The organism is Ralstonia sp. RRA, from assembly GCF_037023145.1.
Lineage (GTDB): Bacteria > Pseudomonadota > Gammaproteobacteria > Burkholderiales > Burkholderiaceae > Ralstonia.
Genome location: NZ_CP146093.1, coordinates 239,442 through 257,075 on the forward strand (window position 1 = coordinate 239,442; position 17,634 = coordinate 257,075).

Annotated in this window: 17 protein-coding genes, 1 tRNA gene and 2 pseudogenes; 16 read left to right on the plus strand and 4 right to left on the minus strand. The window is 60.2% G+C overall.

Annotated elements, in window-relative coordinates; translation table 11 throughout:
* Positions 1-9 precede the first annotated feature (9 nt).
* The 5 genes from V6657_RS28120 (at position 10) to V6657_RS28140 (ending at position 5,009) form a co-directional block, all read left to right on the plus strand.
* Entirely contained in the window at positions 10-1,824 is a 1,815-nt protein-coding gene (locus V6657_RS28120) for a copper resistance system multicopper oxidase (RefSeq protein WP_012435841.1), read from the plus strand.
* 361 nt (positions 1,825-2,185) lie between these two features.
* The gene (locus V6657_RS28125) at positions 2,186-3,133 is read left to right on the plus strand and encodes a copper resistance protein B (RefSeq protein ID WP_157042482.1); all 948 of its coding nucleotides are present in this window, start codon (positions 2,186-2,188) and stop codon (positions 3,131-3,133) included.
* A gap of 34 nt (positions 3,134-3,167) precedes the next feature.
* Positions 3,168-3,554: a copper homeostasis periplasmic binding protein CopC gene (gene copC / locus V6657_RS28130; protein ID WP_012435839.1), complete on the plus strand. Its 387-nt coding sequence runs from the start codon at positions 3,168-3,170 to the stop codon at positions 3,552-3,554.
* Between the two features lie 4 nt (positions 3,555-3,558).
* Complete coding sequence (copD, locus tag V6657_RS28135; protein ID WP_012435838.1) at positions 3,559-4,488, plus strand: copper homeostasis membrane protein CopD; 930 nt, start codon at positions 3,559-3,561, stop codon at positions 4,486-4,488.
* Positions 4,489-4,520: 32 nt separating this feature from the next.
* The gene (locus V6657_RS28140) at positions 4,521-5,009 is read left to right on the plus strand and encodes a DUF411 domain-containing protein (RefSeq protein ID WP_012435837.1); all 489 of its coding nucleotides are present in this window, start codon (positions 4,521-4,523) and stop codon (positions 5,007-5,009) included.
* A gap of 394 nt (positions 5,010-5,403) precedes the next feature.
* On the opposite strand, the pseudogene V6657_RS28145 reads toward V6657_RS28140, so the two are convergent.
* Positions 5,404-6,668 (minus strand): annotated as a pseudogene (locus tag V6657_RS28145) (type II restriction endonuclease).
* A 225-nt stretch (positions 6,669-6,893) separates the two neighbouring features.
* Between V6657_RS28145 and V6657_RS28150 the strand changes: the two are divergent.
* Complete coding sequence (locus V6657_RS28150) at positions 6,894-7,283, plus strand: CzcE family metal-binding protein (RefSeq protein WP_012435835.1); 390 nt, start codon at positions 6,894-6,896, stop codon at positions 7,281-7,283.
* Between the two features lie 148 nt (positions 7,284-7,431).
* Here the strand turns inward: V6657_RS28150 and V6657_RS28155 are convergent, their stop codons facing one another.
* Positions 7,432-7,911, minus strand: coding sequence for a cupredoxin family protein (locus tag V6657_RS28155; RefSeq protein WP_012435834.1), 480 nt, complete (start codon positions 7,909-7,911; stop codon positions 7,432-7,434).
* A gap of 393 nt (positions 7,912-8,304) precedes the next feature.
* Between V6657_RS28155 and V6657_RS28160 the strand changes: the two genes are divergently transcribed.
* The gene (locus V6657_RS28160; RefSeq protein WP_012435833.1) at positions 8,305-8,712 is read left to right on the plus strand and encodes a hypothetical protein; all 408 of its coding nucleotides are present in this window, start codon (positions 8,305-8,307) and stop codon (positions 8,710-8,712) included.
* A gap of 601 nt (positions 8,713-9,313) precedes the next feature.
* Here V6657_RS28160 and V6657_RS28165 read toward each other — a convergent pair.
* Together V6657_RS28165 and V6657_RS28170 are read right to left on the minus strand one after the other, a co-directional pair.
* Positions 9,314-9,655: a hypothetical protein gene (locus V6657_RS28165; protein ID WP_012435832.1), complete on the minus strand. Its 342-nt coding sequence runs from the start codon at positions 9,653-9,655 to the stop codon at positions 9,314-9,316.
* A 530-nt stretch (positions 9,656-10,185) separates the two neighbouring features.
* Positions 10,186-10,425, minus strand: a complete 240-nt coding sequence (locus V6657_RS28170; protein ID WP_012435831.1) for a hypothetical protein — start codon at positions 10,423-10,425, stop codon at positions 10,186-10,188.
* A gap of 418 nt (positions 10,426-10,843) precedes the next feature.
* Between V6657_RS28170 and V6657_RS28175 the strand changes: the two genes are divergently transcribed.
* The 9 genes and pseudogenes from V6657_RS28175 (at position 10,844) to arsN2 (ending at position 17,616) form a co-directional block, all read left to right on the plus strand.
* Entirely contained in the window at positions 10,844-11,761 is a 918-nt protein-coding gene (locus V6657_RS28175; RefSeq protein ID WP_012435829.1) for a hypothetical protein, read from the plus strand.
* 61 nt (positions 11,762-11,822) lie between these two features.
* A tRNA-Ile gene (locus V6657_RS28180) sits at positions 11,823-11,906 on the plus strand.
* A gap of 645 nt (positions 11,907-12,551) precedes the next feature.
* On the plus strand, positions 12,552-14,252 hold the full coding sequence (locus V6657_RS28185; protein WP_012435828.1) for a phage integrase family protein: 1,701 nt from the start codon (positions 12,552-12,554) through the stop codon (positions 14,250-14,252).
* 601 nt (positions 14,253-14,853) lie between these two features.
* A pseudogene (locus V6657_RS28190) lies at positions 14,854-14,943 on the plus strand (transcriptional regulator); the annotation flags it as partial.
* A 13-nt stretch (positions 14,944-14,956) separates the two neighbouring features.
* Positions 14,957-15,439 (plus strand): ArsI/CadI family heavy metal resistance metalloenzyme, encoded by a 483-nt coding sequence (locus V6657_RS28195; protein ID WP_012435826.1) that lies wholly within the window; start codon positions 14,957-14,959, stop codon positions 15,437-15,439.
* 10 nt (positions 15,440-15,449) lie between these two features.
* Positions 15,450-15,944, plus strand: a complete 495-nt coding sequence (locus tag V6657_RS28200; protein WP_012435825.1) for an arsenate reductase ArsC — start codon at positions 15,450-15,452, stop codon at positions 15,942-15,944.
* A gap of 12 nt (positions 15,945-15,956) precedes the next feature.
* Complete coding sequence (locus V6657_RS28205; RefSeq protein ID WP_012435824.1) at positions 15,957-16,451, plus strand: arsenate reductase ArsC; 495 nt, start codon at positions 15,957-15,959, stop codon at positions 16,449-16,451.
* 5 nt (positions 16,452-16,456) lie between these two features.
* The gene (locus tag V6657_RS28210; RefSeq protein WP_012435823.1) at positions 16,457-17,161 is read left to right on the plus strand and encodes an MIP/aquaporin family protein; all 705 of its coding nucleotides are present in this window, start codon (positions 16,457-16,459) and stop codon (positions 17,159-17,161) included.
* 8 nt (positions 17,162-17,169) lie between these two features.
* Positions 17,170-17,616, plus strand: a complete 447-nt coding sequence (gene arsN2 / locus V6657_RS28215; protein WP_012435822.1) for an arsenic resistance N-acetyltransferase ArsN2 — start codon at positions 17,170-17,172, stop codon at positions 17,614-17,616.
* Positions 17,617-17,634: the final 18 nt, after the last annotated feature.

The following is a 17,634-nucleotide window of genomic DNA, read 5'->3' on the forward strand; positions in this document are numbered from 1 at the left end:
AATAAAGAGATGCGCAGCAATCGTGCAATGGGCGTGGTGCTTCCGAACCTTCCGCGGAGGCGATTTGTGCAAGGCTTGGCCGCCGGAGGGGTGATCGCTGGCCTGGGCTTGGGCGGGATGCCCGCGCGGGCGTCGCAGGCCCAGGGCACAGCCTTTGGCACCGCGCCCGTGCTGCGGGGCACCGAATTCGATCTGGTGATCGCTGAGACCCCAGTGAACTTTACCGGCAAGCCAGGCATGGCGACTACCATCAATGGCATGCTGCCTGGCCCAACGTTGCGGTGGCGTGAAGGTGACACGGTCACCATCCGGGTGACCAACCGTCTGCCGGAGCCCACGTCAATTCATTGGCACGGCATCATTCTGCCGTTCCAGATGGACGGCGTACCCGGGATCAGCTTTTCCGGCATCGCCCCGGGCGAGACATTCACGTATCGTTTCAAGGTCCAGCAGAGTGGCAGTTACTGGTACCACTCGCACTCCGGCTTCCAGGAAATGACAGGACTATATGGCGGTATCGTTATCGATCCCGCTGGCGAGGACCGCGTGCGGGCCGATCGCGATTACACCGTCTTGCTTTCCGACTGGACGGACGAGGATCCGATGCGCGTCCTCACCAAGCTTAAGATCCAAGGCGACTACTACAACTATAACCAGCCGACTGTGGTCGATTTCTTTCGCGATGTCTCCCGTGAGGGATGGACATCTGCCATGAACAAACGGCAGATGTGGAACCAGATGCGCATGAATCCGACCGATTTGGCGGATCTCTCCGGCGCGACGCTGACCTACCTCATGAATGGCGTGACGCCAGCGGGGAATTGGACCGGTCTATTTTCTCCAGGCCAGACGGTACGGTTGCGCTTCATCAACGGCGCCGGCAACACGTTCTATGACGTTCGCGTTCCGGGCTTGAAGATGAAGGTAGTGCAGGTTGACGGACAGGATATCGAACCGGTGTCGGTCGATGAGTTCCGCTTTGGCCCTGGCGAGACCTGCGACGTAGTGGTCTCTCCGACGGATGAGGCCCACACAGTGTTCGCGCAGACGATGGACCGGACCGGATATGCCCGGGGCACTCTGGCCGTGCGCCAGGGCGTGCAAGCCCCTGTGCCAGCGGTCGACAAGGCTGAATGGCTGACGATGGCGGATATGATGGGCGACATGGGAGGCATGTCTGGCATGTCTGGCATGTCTGGCATGTCTGGCATGTCTGGCATGGACCATGGCGGCATGGCAATGGCTCACAGCCAGCATGGAGCGATGCCGGGCAATGCCGCAAACTCCTTGAAGGTGCCGAGCAAGAAAGCCCGTCATGCGCGTACAGAGTACGGTCCCAGCACCGACATGCATGTCGATATGGCGCGGACCAACCTCGACGATCCCGGCATAGGGCTGCGCAACAATGGGCGACGTGTGCTGGTCCTGCAGGACATGCATACGATCGGCGGCCCTATGGACGCCCGCAGCCCTCAGCGCGAGGTGGAGTTACATCTGACCGGCAATATGGAGCGCTACGCGTGGTCGCTCGACGGAGTGGAGTTCGGCAAATCGACCCCCGTTCATTTTCGCTATGGGGAACGTCTTCGCGTCATTCTTCACAACGATACGATGATGACGCACCCGATGCACATGCATGGGATGTGGAGCGAACTTGAGGCGCCGGACGGCACATTCTTGGCGCGCCGACACACGATTCCGGTGCAGCCCGCGCAGCGCATTAGCTTCCTTGTCACGGCTGACGCTCTTGGCCGATGGGCTTGGCACTGCCATCTCATGCTTCATATGGATGCAGGTATGTTCCGTGAAGTGATCGTCGCCTAAGCCCGGATCGACAAGTCAAATGACCACGCATAAGCACGTTAAGACAGCACTGGCAGTTGCCTTGGCCCTTGTCAGCATCAGCGCCGCATCTGCACAGGAATCTACAGCGACCTACGACACCATGGCGCCAAGCTCGGGCGCCGACACTCAGCCAGCAGCCCGCGGCTCGATGCAGGGCATGGACCACGGCTCGATGCAGGGCATGGATCAGGGCTCGATGCAGGGCATGGATCAGGGCTCGATGCAGGGCATGGATCAGGGCTCGATGCAGGGCATGGACCACGGCTCGATGCAGGGCATGGATCAGGGCTCGATGCAGGGCATGGACCACGGCTCGATGCAGGGCATGGATCAGGGCTCGATGCAGGGCATGGATCAGGGCTCGATGCAGGGCATGGATCAGGGCTCGATGCAGGGCATGGACCACGGCTCGATGCAGGGCATGGACCACGGCTCGATGCAGGGCATGGACCACGGCTCGATGCAGGGCATGGATCAGGGCTCGATGCAGGGCATGGACCACGGCTCGATGCAGGGCATGGACCATGGCTCGATGCAAATGCAAGGCGGCTCGGCGCCACCTGATGCACGGGATCCGAATGCATACTCGGGTGGATATCAACTGGGTGTTGGCAAGTACGCGCTGAGCAACACCCGCCAACTCATGATGGCCGATGAACACAATTTCGGATCGTTCTTAATTGATCGCCTGGAGTGGGTGCGGGGGCCCAACTCCAATGCCGCGTCTTATGAGGCCCAAGCGTGGTACGGAAGCACTTACAACAAGGTCGTACTGAAGGCGGAAGGCGATGTGAAAAAAGGTCGACTCGAGGAGGCGCGCACCGAGTTGCTATGGGGACATGCGATCACGACGTTCTGGGACACCCAGCTTGGGATCCGGAACGACGTCGGATCGGGACGTCCGGCGCGGAACTGGGCGGCTTTCGGCGTGCAAGGCCTAGCGCCATATTGGTTCAACATCCAGGCCACCGCATACGTCGGTAATAGCGGTCGCACCGCGCTGCGACTGTCCACGGAGTATGAATTGCTGCTGAGCCAGCGTCTCATTCTACAACCACGCGTGGAAGCCAACTTCTATGGGAAAAATGATCCGGCTCTGGAGATAGGCAGCGGTCTGTCCAGCGCTAGCGTCGGCCTGCGTTTGCGTTACGAATTCAGCCGGCAGTTCGCGCCTTACATCGGCGTCGAGCGGTACCAGACTTTTGGCAACACCGCCAACATGATTCGGGCCGATGGCGGCCGAAGCGGTGAGACCCGATTTGTGGCGGGCCTGCGCGTTTGGTACTAACCGTTCTCTTTTTACATCACCAGGAGGTATTGACATGTTGAACAATCGTTACATCGCAAGCATTGCGGTCGCGGCATCGGCCATTTTCGCCAGCACGGCCGCATTCGCCCATCCTAAGCTGCTGTCTTCGACGCCTGCCGACAAAGCGGAGGTCGCCGCGCCGGCAAAGATCGAACTCAAGTTCTCGGAAAATCTCTCGACGCAATTCTCGGGAGCAAATCTCGTTATGACTGAGATGCCTGGCATGTCCGGTCATGACGCCATGAAAGTCGCCGCGAAAGTCGCTGCCGGCGATGACCCCAAGACGATGGTGATCACGCCCGCACAGCCGCTGATGACGGGTACGTACAAGGTCGAATGGCGTGCTGTCTCGTCGGATACGCACCCGATGTCGGGGAACTTCTCGTTCAAGGTGAAGTAAGGTTATGGCAGACGATTGGCTCAATATCGCCCTGCGCTTTGCGCTATACGTGGATCTGACGATCCTGTTTGGAGTCTCGTTATTCGGTGCCTACGCTCTGCGCCCCGACCATCGAAGCTCGGCGATTGCGCGCCGGTATGTCTGCGCTATTGGTGTCGCCGCAGCTTCCGGCATCGTGCTGTCGCTTTGGAGTATCGTAGTGACGGCCAAAGCGATGACGGGAGCCGCCAAATATGCGGAGTTGACCAGCCACGTCTTCGGCATGATGCTGAGTAGCACCGCGGTTGGCATTGGGTGGATGGTGCGCATCGCGGCGCTGGCTGCTTGTTTAATCATCGCCATGTGTGTGCGTAGGCGACAGACTCTGCCTTTTAGTATTTTTGCCGTATTAGGGGCGGTAGCGCTGGCAACAGTGGCCTGGGCGGGGCATGGCGCGATGGACGATGGTTCGCGTGGATACGTTCACATCACCGCCGACATCGCCCACTTGTTAGCTGCGGGCGCATGGGTTGGATCGCTGACAGCGTTTGTGTTGCTTGCGCGGACACCACAGGCGGCTTCATTGGAGTCGGTGGAAATCCTCAACCATACGTCCAACGGCTTCGCCCGTCTTGGGACGTTGATTGTTGCCACGCTGCTTGCAACAGGCGTCGTCAACTATCTGTTGATTGTGGGCCCGACAATCGACGGATTGGCAACTTCGGCATACGGCGTCCTGTTGTTGGCCAAGTTGGCAATGTTCGGGCTCATGCTCGGGCTGGCGTCGGCGAATCGTTATCTGTTGAGTCCTCAACTTGAAATCGCTATGCGCAGCGGCGATCACGCTGGCGCGGTCATGACATTGCGCCGGAGTCTGATCACGGAGGCCAGCCTTGCCGTGATAATACTGGCTCTGGTTGCTTGGCTGGGTGTGCTTTCTCCGCCCGGGACCTAATTCCGGCATTTTTGTGTAGCCTTACACGCGTCATGACAACACCGTTGAGCTCGCAACCTATATCCACGTCTAGGCGATCCCTGGTCGTCGGCCTGGCTCTCTTGCCTGCCATAGCTTTGGCGCAGAAGTCTGAACCTAAGCCTACAGTCCAGGTTTGGAAGACGCCGGGTTGTGGATGCTGCAAGGATTGGTTGTCCCACCTGCGGGACAACGGATTCGATGTAGTCGCACATGACGTCGAGGACACCGTCGAGGCACGGCGCACCGCAGGCATTCCCGATCGCTATGCTTCGTGCCATACGGCCGCCGTGCAGGGCTACGCCTTGGAAGGCCATGTGCCCGCGCGCGAAGTCAGGCGCCTGCTGCGGGAGCGCCCTAAGGCAATCGGGCTGGCGGTCCCCAGCATGCCCATCGGCGCACCTGGCATGGACGGTCCGGCGTACGGTAATCGACGTATGCCGCACAGCGTGTTGCTGATCGGTTTGGATGGAACATCCACCGTGTTCCAAGCGTACAGTTGAACCAACAGAAGAAGACGTTGGCCGTGAAAGCGACGGGTTCACCAGGTATGTCGCCAACGAATCTGGCGATACGCTGGCGTAATAGCTGGTTGGCTCAGCGAAAGTGATCGTGAGGAACATGTCGGTGGCCGACTTGCCCGCAGGCGTGCGGACAGCAATGGCTCTCGTTTTCGTCACATGGATTGTTCTTCTGGCGGGTTTCGCCTGGTATCTGCGCCGCAAACATGGCGAAAAACGGCTCGCAAATGCGCGTGCCGCTATTTGTGGCTGCCGTAATAAGAAATCACGTCGAAGCGCTTAGCGGCGAAGCTGTAGGAAACCCAAGAGTTGCCGTGGCTCCCAGGTTGCCTCGCGTCATGCACAGCCCTGCATTCGCGGTGTCTCTCGCTGCTGACTACAGCGTTCGAGCGATGGCTTCGATCGGCTTGATCCCCACACCAAAACGAGCAATGCTATCTCGGTGTTCGGAGAGGCCTGTGTAGGGAACATAACGAATGCCGAGTTCTGCAACCTGTCGGAAAGCGGGACGTGCCAGTTGGGTACGCACGTCTGCCTCTCTGGAATCTGGGGCCACCAGGAATAGGTGTTTTCTTGTCGCTTGCTCCGTGCCCAACGCCAAGTCCAACAGTCGTACTATGCCCGAGTAGATGGACGTGCTATGTTCGACCTCGAAGGCAGCCTCCACCTCCAGCGAGACAGCGTTCAGCCAGACGACATCGATGAGAGGTACGGTGTCAGCGCCTGAAACCAAAAGTGAATTCGGCAATGTCGTCAAGCAGCCATCGCTAAGCATGCCGCCACTGTAGGGGCGGCTGCGGTCGTTGGTCGCCACCCAAACCGCGAAGCCCAACGCCCTGCCAAGATCGCGCAACCAGCCTTGCACCTCTGTATGGGATGCATCGTCGGTTCGGCCTGCCTGAAGTTGCTTGGCGAAAGAGGCAGCTTCCTCGCGGGCCTTGGTCAGATCCTTCTCCCACGCAGCGATCACGGCGGCGCCCCCCTCTCGCGGCGGAGCCGAATAGCGCTCCATGCCGATATCGAACAGCAGTCCGGCAATCGCACCCAGATCATTGGAAAGCAGGTCGCGGTAGCGTCCATTCAGGGACCGCACGCCCTCGCGCATGGCCAGGTAGTGGTCCCATTTGCCGAGCTTGACACGAGAACCAGTCAGCGCGTTGTATCCGTTGACGATCGCAGTGTTGAAGGGAACCGCCAAAGTTGGGTGGATGAAGTACAGCAGGTTGGCAGCGGCCGGGCCCAGCCCCTTGATGCCGTGCTGGTTCAACTGCTGAACCGCATGAACTAGCTCGGCTCGGTGTTGCAGCAATTGCAGGTATGCAGCATCCTGGCGAACGCTCGCTGATGATCTGGATTCTCGTAGATGTCCGGAATACGCAGCTTGGGTTTCCAGAGGAATGCGTGGTCCGCCCCCTTGAAGATTTGGCGCTGCTCGGCAATCGCAGAGACCACGGTTTCGAGAGAAGATCCGCGATAGGTGTTGCCAAATGTTCCGGTCTGGATCTCGCTGACCACCTTACCAATGCCACGCCGAATGGAGCGAAAGTTCTTGAGGCGCTCGGGCCAGAGAAACCACGTCTGGTAAGTCCCGTCTCTGTCATGCTTCCATCGCTCAATGAGCGCTCTTGTTAAATCGGTCATGCAAAACCCACTGTTGTTGTCGTGGCACTGGTCGATCGGGGCAGTGCATGCGCGCATTTCCGATGCTGTTTCAATGTTGATTCGACCGAGTTAAAGCGGCCGAGTCACCGCTAATCTCCGCGTGCCACCCCCGAAAAAACGGGTAACCACATTGCGTTGAACTCGGTACTTGTTAACAAAACTGTAATCGCGGCGACAGGGCGTTGTCGTCGTCTGCAGTGTAAAATGCAACAGCATGGACGCATTTTCGGCGTTTGTGCGAAGCGCATCATGAACCTAAAGCGGGCTCTCCAAAGTGCCCTCATGCTCTTGTTGCTAGGTTTTGCGTCTGGGTGCACATCCGTCGCTACGACGACAGCCCAGTTTGGGCACCCAGCCGCAATTGCACATGCGAGCCGGACAATTACTTTGACTCCACGCATCAGATACGTACATGTGTACGTTGGTGAAACTGTTGCTTTCCAGATTGGGGAAAAGAAAATTGGCTGGATGTTCACGGCACCAACGATCGGAGGTGGACAGCCAATCGATATGAGCTCAATCTTTCCTGATATTCCTGAGGCCAAGGGCATCGTGATTTTTATTGAGCGGAGCAATCTTTACAGGGCAGGATGATCGGGCGTGATGGGGATACGAAGTGCCGCAGTACGGCGCGCGACCACAACCTCCGCTTCACGTGGATCCCATTCATGGGATGATCACCGATCGTAGCTTGACGACAGCGAGACCTCGATTGACGAATATCGAAGGTTGTGGCCTTCTCCTATTTGACCACAATCTTTCCGATCATTCCGGCTTCGTAATGCCCCGGTACCAGGCAAGCAAAGTCAATAATGCCGGGTTCACCGAATCGCCAGATGATTGCTCCCTGCTGGCCAGGCTCGAGCGAGAGATGTTTTCCAGTAGTGTGGTCCATCTCCGGCATCTTGCGCATCATCTCGACATGCTCTTTTAAGTCGGCGGCGGTGCCGATCACCATTTCATGGTGTACCTTGCCAAGGTTCTTGACAACGAAACGCACGGTCTCGCCCACTTTGACGGTGAGCGTGATCGGTTGGAAACGCATGTCATCGCTCATGGTCACACTGATGGTACGCGTCACCTTTCGAGGATCTCCGGGTTGGCCCGCTTTGGGTGCGGGCCCGCCGGAATTGGCGTCTAGGCCGGCGAGGTGATTCGCCGCACCCAAGGCGACTAAAGGCACAAAAATCAGTGCTGGGATGAAACGAGTGAAATTGTTCATAAGCCCCTCACTTTGGAAAACGATCCAGAAACGTGCCACGGCTCAACACCGCCGCCCAAGCGCGGGAGCCGTATGTCAAGGCAACGCCGTGCATCTGTCCGATAGCGCCGGCTACGCGACAAAGGCTCGGCCGATGGCATCAATAATAGATCGTGGAGACCTGATCCGTCGATCGAGGGCTATCCCATCAGAATCGCGTGCCCCCTTGGCAGCATCAGTCACATTGAGACGCGTGGTGAAGCGACGCTCGCCAATTGCGTTCTCGAGGCAATCCGCTCGAGAAAGTGAAAGGTGCACAACGAAGACCGAGCATTTTTTTGGGCGGGGCAGCTAGGCGTGCAGATCCCGATCTTCAAGCTTGACCGTCGGCGGTGGACTGAAACGGAGCGAGTAATGCCAAGCAGCTCTGACGTAACTCTTAAAAGTGGGTATGCCTTGCGGGCGTGCAGCGCGCTGGCGCTGGCGGCCGTGGTCAGTGGTTGCACCACCGCTTATGAAGGCAAGTATGACTACGCCAAAGGTTGGCGGCCAGGTGTAATCATAAAAATCGGCACACCAACCGACCTGGCACCTTTGGAGGCAATGTGCTCGCTTGCGGAAATGAGTAGCACGGCACGCTTTGCTTATGTGCAGTTCATCTTTGGGCCGACCCATGGCAAGTTTTTCTACAGCGGCCCACAACAACGTCATGTCATCGTGCCGCTGCCGCAAGGTGGTGGGCTGCACGAAGGTGCGCGCGTCTACATAAATCTCCAGGATTGCGACCAAACAGCTGTTCCCGCATCCACCACTACTCGGTAGGCTGCGCACTCAATGGATAGCGTTGTCAGAACGAGTTGGGCCGGGTGAGCGGAATTTTTAGAGGCACAGCGAAATCTGGAGTATTAGGTCTGGGCTGCGTTCGTGCGCCCCCCTTCCATCCGGTACTAGCCGCAAGCCGCCGCGGCCAGTTGAACCGTCAGGCGGACCAGCAGGAGGCTGCCAGCGAAGGATGGATGCCGGCGGGTCATATGACGCAAGGGCTCCTCGAAGGTAAGCGCCCGGCGAACCCGTCTTGCCAGTTAGGTGACGCTGGGGTTCCAGCGATGCGGGGGCAGTTCGGCGATGTCGGACGCTTTGCCCACGACGATCCGCTCCGTGGAGCTGGAACACTTGCTTGGCCAGATCAATGCCGAGGACTTCGATTCCCATGACGGACCTCCCTCAAAACGAACGATCGAGCCCGTCAGTTTCCTCCGCGGGCGGCGTCGGGTCCATCTCGGTATTTTCTTACGGTTTCACGACGCTGACCCGTTGGGCCCGGCTGGAGCCGGCGGCATATTTACTGCGCAGTGAATATGCCGTTTGCGTCGAACTTTGGCGCTGGCAGCGCCTCCCGCGCTGACGCGCAGCGAGTCGCCCGTTACGCTGCCGGGCCGGCCATGCCGAGCTGCTTCCGGTAGTCGGTCAGCATGACTTGCTGCGCCTCGAGCGGCGCGGAGAGCTTGGCCAACTCTCCAATGGAGTTCTCGCGTTCCGTTCGCGCCGCCGCCAGTTCATCCGCTTGCGCCTGGACAGTGGCGGGCAGGGCATCACGCTCAGCTTCCATTCGGGTTCGATCAGAGCGCGTCTGGTCGAGTTCGAGTTGGGCTAATTCGCCGCGCGTCTCCAGCTCGCGAACGCGCTTTGTCGCGACCCCGGCTTCGGCGACCAGCCTCGCGCCATCCTTGTTCAACTGCGTGATCTCTCCCTGCTTGACGATCAACGACTGGTTGACCTCCCGGATTGCTTGCCCGTCGCCTGCATCACCCGCTGGGCCAGTTCCGCCAGTGTCTTGTCTCCCATAAGCTCCGCCAGCGCGCCCTTCGTCTTAAAGGCTGCCCAGTGCGTTGGCTCGCTTCGTTTCTTCGTCTTCTGGAGCCCATCTGCCGGTCATTGTGGCTGGCTCAGGCCCCAGCTTCTCCACTGATCCGACTGTCCAAAGCTAGTGCCAAACTTGTAGGCCTGCCACAAAGCGGGTCTCGCCGCTTCGGTCACCATCCGTCGCAGCGTGAAGTGGCGGAGCTACGCCAGCACTGTGTCGCCGTAGCCTGCCCAGGCGCAGGCAAGACAAAGACGATTGCGACCAAGGCGGCAATTCTTCTGGCCGATCCCGCCTGTCGGGTAGAGGCCACCGTATCCCAGCGCCCCAGGATTTCCAGTGCCCGCGCCTCTAGCGACTGATCGGCGCAAACCATTCGCACCGCCTCTTGATGCATGAGCAAGTTTTGCAGATCTTGCTTATTCACTGAGTTTTCACCGTTTGGAGAGCCCTGTTGGTCCAGGGCGGTTGTACCACTGGTCGCGGACCCAGGCATCCCAATCGTGGGCATGCGGGGTGATGCACGTCTCGCCTTGGACCACGATGAACGCGCTGCCTATCATCGCCTCAGCAAATTGCTGTCGCCATGGCTCAGGCACATCGTCCATGCGCACGTACAAACGGCCCTGGGACTCCCGGATCGGCACCGCTGCAATCAGCTCATCGCGGGTCATGCTTCGTCCTCCCCAAACGACTGTTCGATGTGCTCAGCGTCACACACGTTGACCGGCCCCGAAGGTGCGAATCGGCACTAGGCTCGGCCAAGCCGAGCCGGTACAGGTGATGCATGCGGCCCGACGGATCGTAAAGCGTCAAGCACTGCAGCTTGCGCTCACGGCGCAGGGGCGGCTCGAACAGTTCATACAACGACCGAGCCGAGTCATCGTCACGCGGGGTGTCCATTGCATCCTCCAAGCCAGGAGCGACCGAGAACAGGCCTTATGCCCAATTGTGCATGCGATCCAGGCCTGTCAGTTTACGAAGCCGTGTGTTTTTCTCCTCCGGCATCGGCGCGGCAGTGGACTTATGCGGATTTACGCACCTAGAGTATGCGGGTGTGCGCAAACGCTCATTGAAAAAAGAGGGGACGTCATGTGGGGGCTCGAGGGAAAGCGGTTCTGGTTGGTACTTATGGCCTTTGCCGCCGGTCTAGTAGCGGTCATTTTCTACCGTGGTCTGCCAGACGCCGTCTATGGTGCGCTCGTGGCCTTGGGTGGCGTGATTCTTACGACTTTGCACAGCGGAGCAATGCGCCAGGCGGACCTCAATAGCACCGTCCTTCAGAAGAGGATCGAACGGGAGATGGGGCTCCGGCGGGACGTATTTCTTCCGGCGTTTGAAGGTGCGACTCGCGCGATTAATGCCCTCAGCATGGTTTTGGAAAGCGGGAAGCCGCGAGACGAAATTGCGGCGGACTTTGCTGCCGGCCATTCGAGTCTCACCAAGGCAATGCTAGTTGCTACCCCGCCAACCATAGCGGGCATCCAGCGACTCGTAGGCGCCTTGAGCCTAGCGTGGAGCGAAAGCATTGGGCACAGGGTTGTACTTGGCCAAATTCAGGATCGCTGCAAGGCGATTGAGCGAGAGCGGGAGCTTGAATTCGAGTTGCGACAGACGATGATCAAGCACCTGCAAACTGTCCACGTGCAACCCAATGTGAACGCTGTGGCAAGCCAGAGAGCAGTTGAAGTGATCCAGGCTCACGATCAGCGGATAGCTGGCATGAACGCCAAGCTGGATGTAGTCATGACCGAGCGCAGCACCTACTATCTGAATGCGCTAAAACCACTGGTTAAACGCCTTGCTGAGATCAGGCCGTTGTTTCCACCCGTTCTTGCAGAACTGCGGAAGGAGATGGAGCTGCCGTTTGATGAGGCGACTTTTGCCAAGGACCAAGAGTCAATAGCAGGTGAGATACGTTGTGCGCTTGAGCGGCGGATTGCTGAGGCAGAACAGTACCTATCGGCGAGAAGGGCGCAGCAGAACTCAGCAGCATCTCAAGCTACGTGAAGGTCTCAGGCCGCTGTTCGCCCTTGAAATATGATCTGTCGACTCGACCTTAGGAAGGTTCGGGAGTGTGACGAAGCGGAAGACGTGGCGGCCTGATAAGCCGTTGCTTTATAGCATCGCGGGTTCGATTTCTGCCCTCCCACCAAATCTCTTTGTCGTTGCCGCCCTCCGAGGCGTGTACCCATTGACCGCTTTGGATCGAACTAGGGCGGTCCATCATGCTGTGCGCTCGTGTCGCCGGCTCCTCGATATTGCGCTGCAAGATCCAGCGGAGCGTCAACCCGGAAATGCGGATGTCCCGTTGGTTCAGCGCCAGGCTTCAGCATCTGGGTCCCGTTGACCCCGGGCGCCTTCTGGCAACGCGAGGTTGGCGATGACGGGGCCGAAGAAGCGCCGTAGCCCCTCTTGCAGATCAGCGAAAATGGTGGCTGAAGGGTCGGCGGGCTCCGGCGCAGGAAAGGTGCGGTACTTCGGTAGCGGGTAAGTCAACAACCCCATAAGGGAGAGGGGCGCCAGGGAGTTCCGACGGAGCCGAAGGACTCATGACCACTGGTTGACCAGCGGGAAGCAAAAATGGACAAGTCTTCGCCAATGTTCGAGTAACAAGAGAGAAGTCGCCAGATTTAGATAGCGAACGTTGCCAAATTTGCTTCCGTCGGCCACTCGACTGACGAATCAACGACGCCGGAAATCTCTACTTCTGGAAGGTGTTAATTCTGGTGCAGAATCCGGTGCAACGTGATAATCCTTCTTATCGCAATAGCTTTATGGAAGAACTAAACTGCCTTCCATGAAAACGCGTCTGCTTCCCGTTGATTCTGCGATTGTCGCGCCACTTGGCTTGCCCGATGCCGCCGAACTGGCTGTGCTGCGCGCCTGGCATGCGGGCTTATCGGCGCGCAAGGCTGTCGAACGCTATCTCGGTGAGCGGCGGGCGCTCGGACAATCTTCGCGCGGCATTCTCGGCCGCATCCGGCGCCAGCTAGCAGCGTTTGCGCGCCAGCGTCAGCGCGAAGACCTGGTGGTGCTGTTCGAGATGCCAGCGGCCGACCGTGCAAAACAGGGCAGGGCAGCCGACCAAGCAATCGAACTGCTTCGCACGCTACCGCTGCCAGCCCCGCTCATCAGCGATGACGTCGGACTGTGGCTGGATGCACGCGCCGTCGCCGCGCTACGGGCCGCGGGCATCGACACCCTTGCGGACCTGACCGTGCGCGTGCCGCGTCGACGCCGCTGGTGGGTGGTCATTCCCGGGCTGGGCCAGGCCAGCGCGCGGCGCATCGAGGCTTTCTTCGCTGACCACCCGCGTCTGACAGAGCGCGCTCGGACGCTCATCGCCGAGCAAGCTCGCGGAGTGGTGGTGCCCTGGGAGCAACTGCGCTTACCACACGAGGTCGATGGCTCGCGAGGGCAATTCCGGGCGCCACGAGAGACCTGCGTCCTCTCAGCCGACGACGATTACGAGGCTGTGCAGGCATGGCTTTCCCTGCATGAATCGCCAGCGACGCAGCGCGCCTACCGGAAGGAAGCGGAACGTCTCATCTTGTGGGCGATCATCGAGCGTGGCAAACCTCTGTCCTCGCTGACTACCGAGGATGCGGTTGCATATCGAAGCTTCCTGCGGCGACCAGCGCCACGTGAACGCTGGGTTGGGCCCGCACGGCCACGCACTTCGGTCGAGTGGCGGCCCTTGACGGATGGATTGTCGGCGCACTCGATCGCGTATGCGCTGTCAGTGTTGGGCGCCATGTTTCGCTGGCTGATCCAGCAGCGCTATGTGTTGGCCAATCCGTTTGCAGGTCTGAAGGTCCGGGGTGCAATACGCTCACCCGAGTTGGCCACTTCTCACGCATTCTCGGAAGGGGAGTGGGTGCTGGTCCGCACCATCGCTGACGGGCTGGAGTGGTCCTATGGCTGGGCTGTACCTGCTGGGCAGCGTCTGCGCTTCGTGCTCGATTTCTCCTATGCTACCGGGCTGCGCGCGAGCGAACTCGTCACGTCGAAGCTGGGGGACCTGGAAGTGGATGCGGCCGGCGACCACTGGCTGAACCTCGTGGGCAAAGGCCGCCGTGCGGGCAAAGTCGCGGTGCCACCGCTGGCACGCAGCGCGCTGGATCGGCACCTTGTGGAGCGAAGCTTGCCGGTCAGCGTCGCACGGTGGAATCCTCAAGTGCGGCTCATTGGTGCTGTGGTAGGGGAGTCAGAAACCGGCATCACGACGGCGCGCCTATGGGCCGTGGTGCGGCGCTTCTTTTGGACGGCCGCCGAGATTATCGAACCCGATCATCCGGCGCTTGCGCAGAAACTGCGCCAGGCGAGCCCGCATTGGATGCGGCATACCCACGCGACGCACGCGTTGGCCCGTGGCGCGGAGCTCACGACCGTACGGGACAATCTGCGGCACGCCTCGATCTCGACCACCTCGATCTATCTGCATGGCGACGACGTAAAGAGAGCGCGGCAACTTACGGCTGCGTTTGGGCGACGCTGAGCGTCGTCGTCGGCAGGTGCGATGGACTGCTGCTCAAGCGAGTTCTTGAATATTCGCTGAATTGCCCATTTTTACTGCGCAGTGAATATGATGCATGGAAGTCATGCGTCTGCTGCGGGCGCCCGGAGCGCGTTTGACCAAGCGGAACGAGTGACTTTATGATCGTTCGCGCAAAGCCCGGATCAGGTCGGCGGTCATGTGCGAATGACGGACCTCGGGCTTTTTTCTTGGGGCCGGTGCTTCGGCCGACTTGGCTCGCGGAGGATGCGATGGCGACGAGCGCGCGTAAAGCGGTACGACCGACGGTGGTTGCCATGCAAGTGAAGAGCATGGAGGTTATCCTCCGTCACGCAGAAACTACTCGCGTCCAGCCGGCGCAGCGCGGTGAGCCCGCGCCTGTGGTGCTTCGGACGAAGATGCGGGTTGCCAGCAAAGAATCCAATTCGGCGGGCAAGTGACAATTGCCCCAGCTACGTTCCAGTGACGCTCACCCAATACCACACCGCTTTCTAGCCAAGATTCAGACAAGCGTCGCGTCACACTTCCTCGTGAATTGACATTTTTATTTGCGAAGTAGTGACGAATTTATTTCCGTCTACGCCACATGGATGCCCTTTTGGGCTTCCTCACTGCCAACTGCTGCCAGGGCGAAGCCTGCCTGGAAACCAGCACCACCGCATGCAAATGCTGACCGGAGATTCCCCATGAAGCGATTCCACGTACACGTCCACGTTGATGACCTGAGCAAGAGCATCGTCTTCTATTCCAAGTTGTTCGCCGCCGAGCCGACCCGCGTGGAGAGCGACTACGCGAAATGGATGCTGGACGATCCGCGCATCAACTTCGCCATTTCCACTCGGGGCAGCGCTGTCGGCGTGGACCACCTCGGCTTCCAGGTCGATGACGCCGCCGAGCTGGTCGAGCTGAAGGCACGCGCCGAAGCCGCGGACATGGCAATGCTGGACGAGGGCGAGACTACCTGCTGCTACGCCCGTAGCGACAAGCACTGGATCACCGATCCCCAAGGCATCGCGTGGGAACAGTTCCATTCGCTCGGCAACATCCCGGTGTTCAGTGAGGGCAAGCCGGAGGAGGCTGCGACCGAAGGCTCCGCCTGCTGCGCCCCACGCGCGCCGGGCGGAAAGCCGACCGGCATTGCGGTGAAGTCCGGTTCGTCCTGCTGCTAGGAGGGCCGTGATGGCCGACAAGACCTACAACGTGCTATTCATCTGCACTGGCAACTCCGCGCGCTCGATCTTGGCTGAGGGCCTGCTGAACCATCTCGGTGGCAACCGCTTCAAGGCGTTCTCCGCAGGCAGTCATCCGGCCGGGACGGTGAACCCGTTTGCCCTGCGCGCGTTGCAGCAGTTCGGCGTTGCGACCGACGGCTTCCGCAGCAAGAGCTGGGATGAGTTCTCGCAAGACGGTGCGCCCGAGTTGGACTTCGTTTTCACCGTCTGCGACAAGGCGGCCGGCGAGGCGTGTCCGGTGTGGCCCGGCCAGCCGATGACCGCCCATTGGGGTGTGGCTGATCCCGCAGCGGTGGAAGGCTCAAACGAGCGCAAGCAGCAGGCCATCCGCGATGCGGCGATTACCCTGAAGCGCCGCATAGAGTTGTTCCTCTCGTTGCCAATCCCGAAGCTCGATACCGTGGCCCTGCAAAAGGCTGTGCACGACATCGGCCAGCAATAACCTCTCTCTCCCATGACCACTAACGTACTGATCCTCTGCACCCACAATTCCGCGCGCAGCGTGCTGAGCGAAGGCATGCTCAACCACTGGGCGCAAGAGCTGGGCAAGGACGTGCGCGCCTACAGCGCCGGCAGCGCACCCAGCGGCCGTCTCAACCCGTTCGCGCTGGAAGCGCTCACCAACTCCGACATCGACATCACCGGCTACCGCAGCAAGAGCTGGGATGAGTTCGTCGTGGACGGTGCGCCGCAGATGCGCATCGTGATCACCGTGTGCGACAGCGCCGCCGCCGAGCAATGTCCCTATTGGCCGGGCAGCCCGGTCAAGGTGCACTGGGGCTACGCTGATCCGTCCAACGCGCCGGGTGGAGATGACGGCAAACGCCAAGCCTTCGAGCTGACGCGCCAGGCGATCGGCTACCGCATGCTGCAACTGCTGGCGTTGCCGCTCGACACCCTGAACAACGCCGAGCTGCAAGCGCAGCTCGAACACATCTCGCAAGACTGAACGCCATGGTCGATCTGCGCAGCCGGCTTGCCGCCGAAGCACTGGGCACGGCGCTACTGCTCGCCATTGTCATCGGGTCCGGCATCATGGCCGAACGCCTGGCCGGCGGCAACGTCGCGGTGGCGCTGCTGGCCAACACGGCGGCCACGGTCGGCGGCCTCTACGTCCTGATCGAGGTCTTCGGGCCGATCAGCGGCGCGCACTTCAATCCGGCCGTCAGCGCGATCATGGTGGCGCGAGGAGAGCTGCCCGGTTCGGCTCTGGCCCCCTACATTGCTGCACAGCTTGTGGGGGCGCTACTGGGCGCATGGCTGGCGCATGCCATGTTCGACATGACGATCCTGCAGTTCTCGACCAAGGTGCGTAGCGGACCGGGGCAATGGATTGCCGAAGCGGTGGCAACCGCGGGGCTGCTTCTGGTGATTTTGCGTGCGCCGAACGGTCGCGCCTCTTCCATGGTGGCGGCCTACATCGGCGCGGCCTACTGGTTCACGGCCTCCACGTCGTTTGCCAATCCGGCGGCGGCGTTCGGGCGGATGTTCAGCAACAGTTTCGCCGGCATTGCGCCGGGCAGCGTGCCGGGTTACGTGCTGGCCGAGTGCACCGGTGCGGCGCTCGGGTTCGCGCTGCACCGGATGCTGGAGCCGCGCCTGGCGCGTCACGGACATCCCAATATCATCGAGTCCTCTGGCGAACACCCGGCGGATTGACTCCACCAATGAGCACACCTGACTTTCGACCGGCACGCCCCGAGGACTATTCGGGCATCCGAGCGTTGCTCATCAAGGAAGGACTGCCAAGCGAAGATATTGCGGTTGGGCAAGCCAGCCGTTTTCATCTGGTCGTGCAGGATGGAGAGCTTCTGGCCTGTGCAGGGTTGGAGCCATACGGATCGGATGCGTTGCTTCGGTCGGTCGCCGTCGCCAAGCAAGCTCGTCGCAATGGGCTAGGCCGCGCCCTCGTGGGAATCGCCGAGCGCGATGCCGCCGCGATGGGCGTACGCCGTCTCTTTCTGTTGACGACGACTGCAGCGGACTACTTCACCGTGCTCGGGTACGAGCTCATCGACAGGGATCAGGCACCTGGCCCGCTGCAAGCAAGTTCGCAATTCCGCTTGCTGTGCCCGGCATCCGCCATCTGCATGGCGAAATACCTCTCCCCGTAGGAGTTGATCCCCACGACG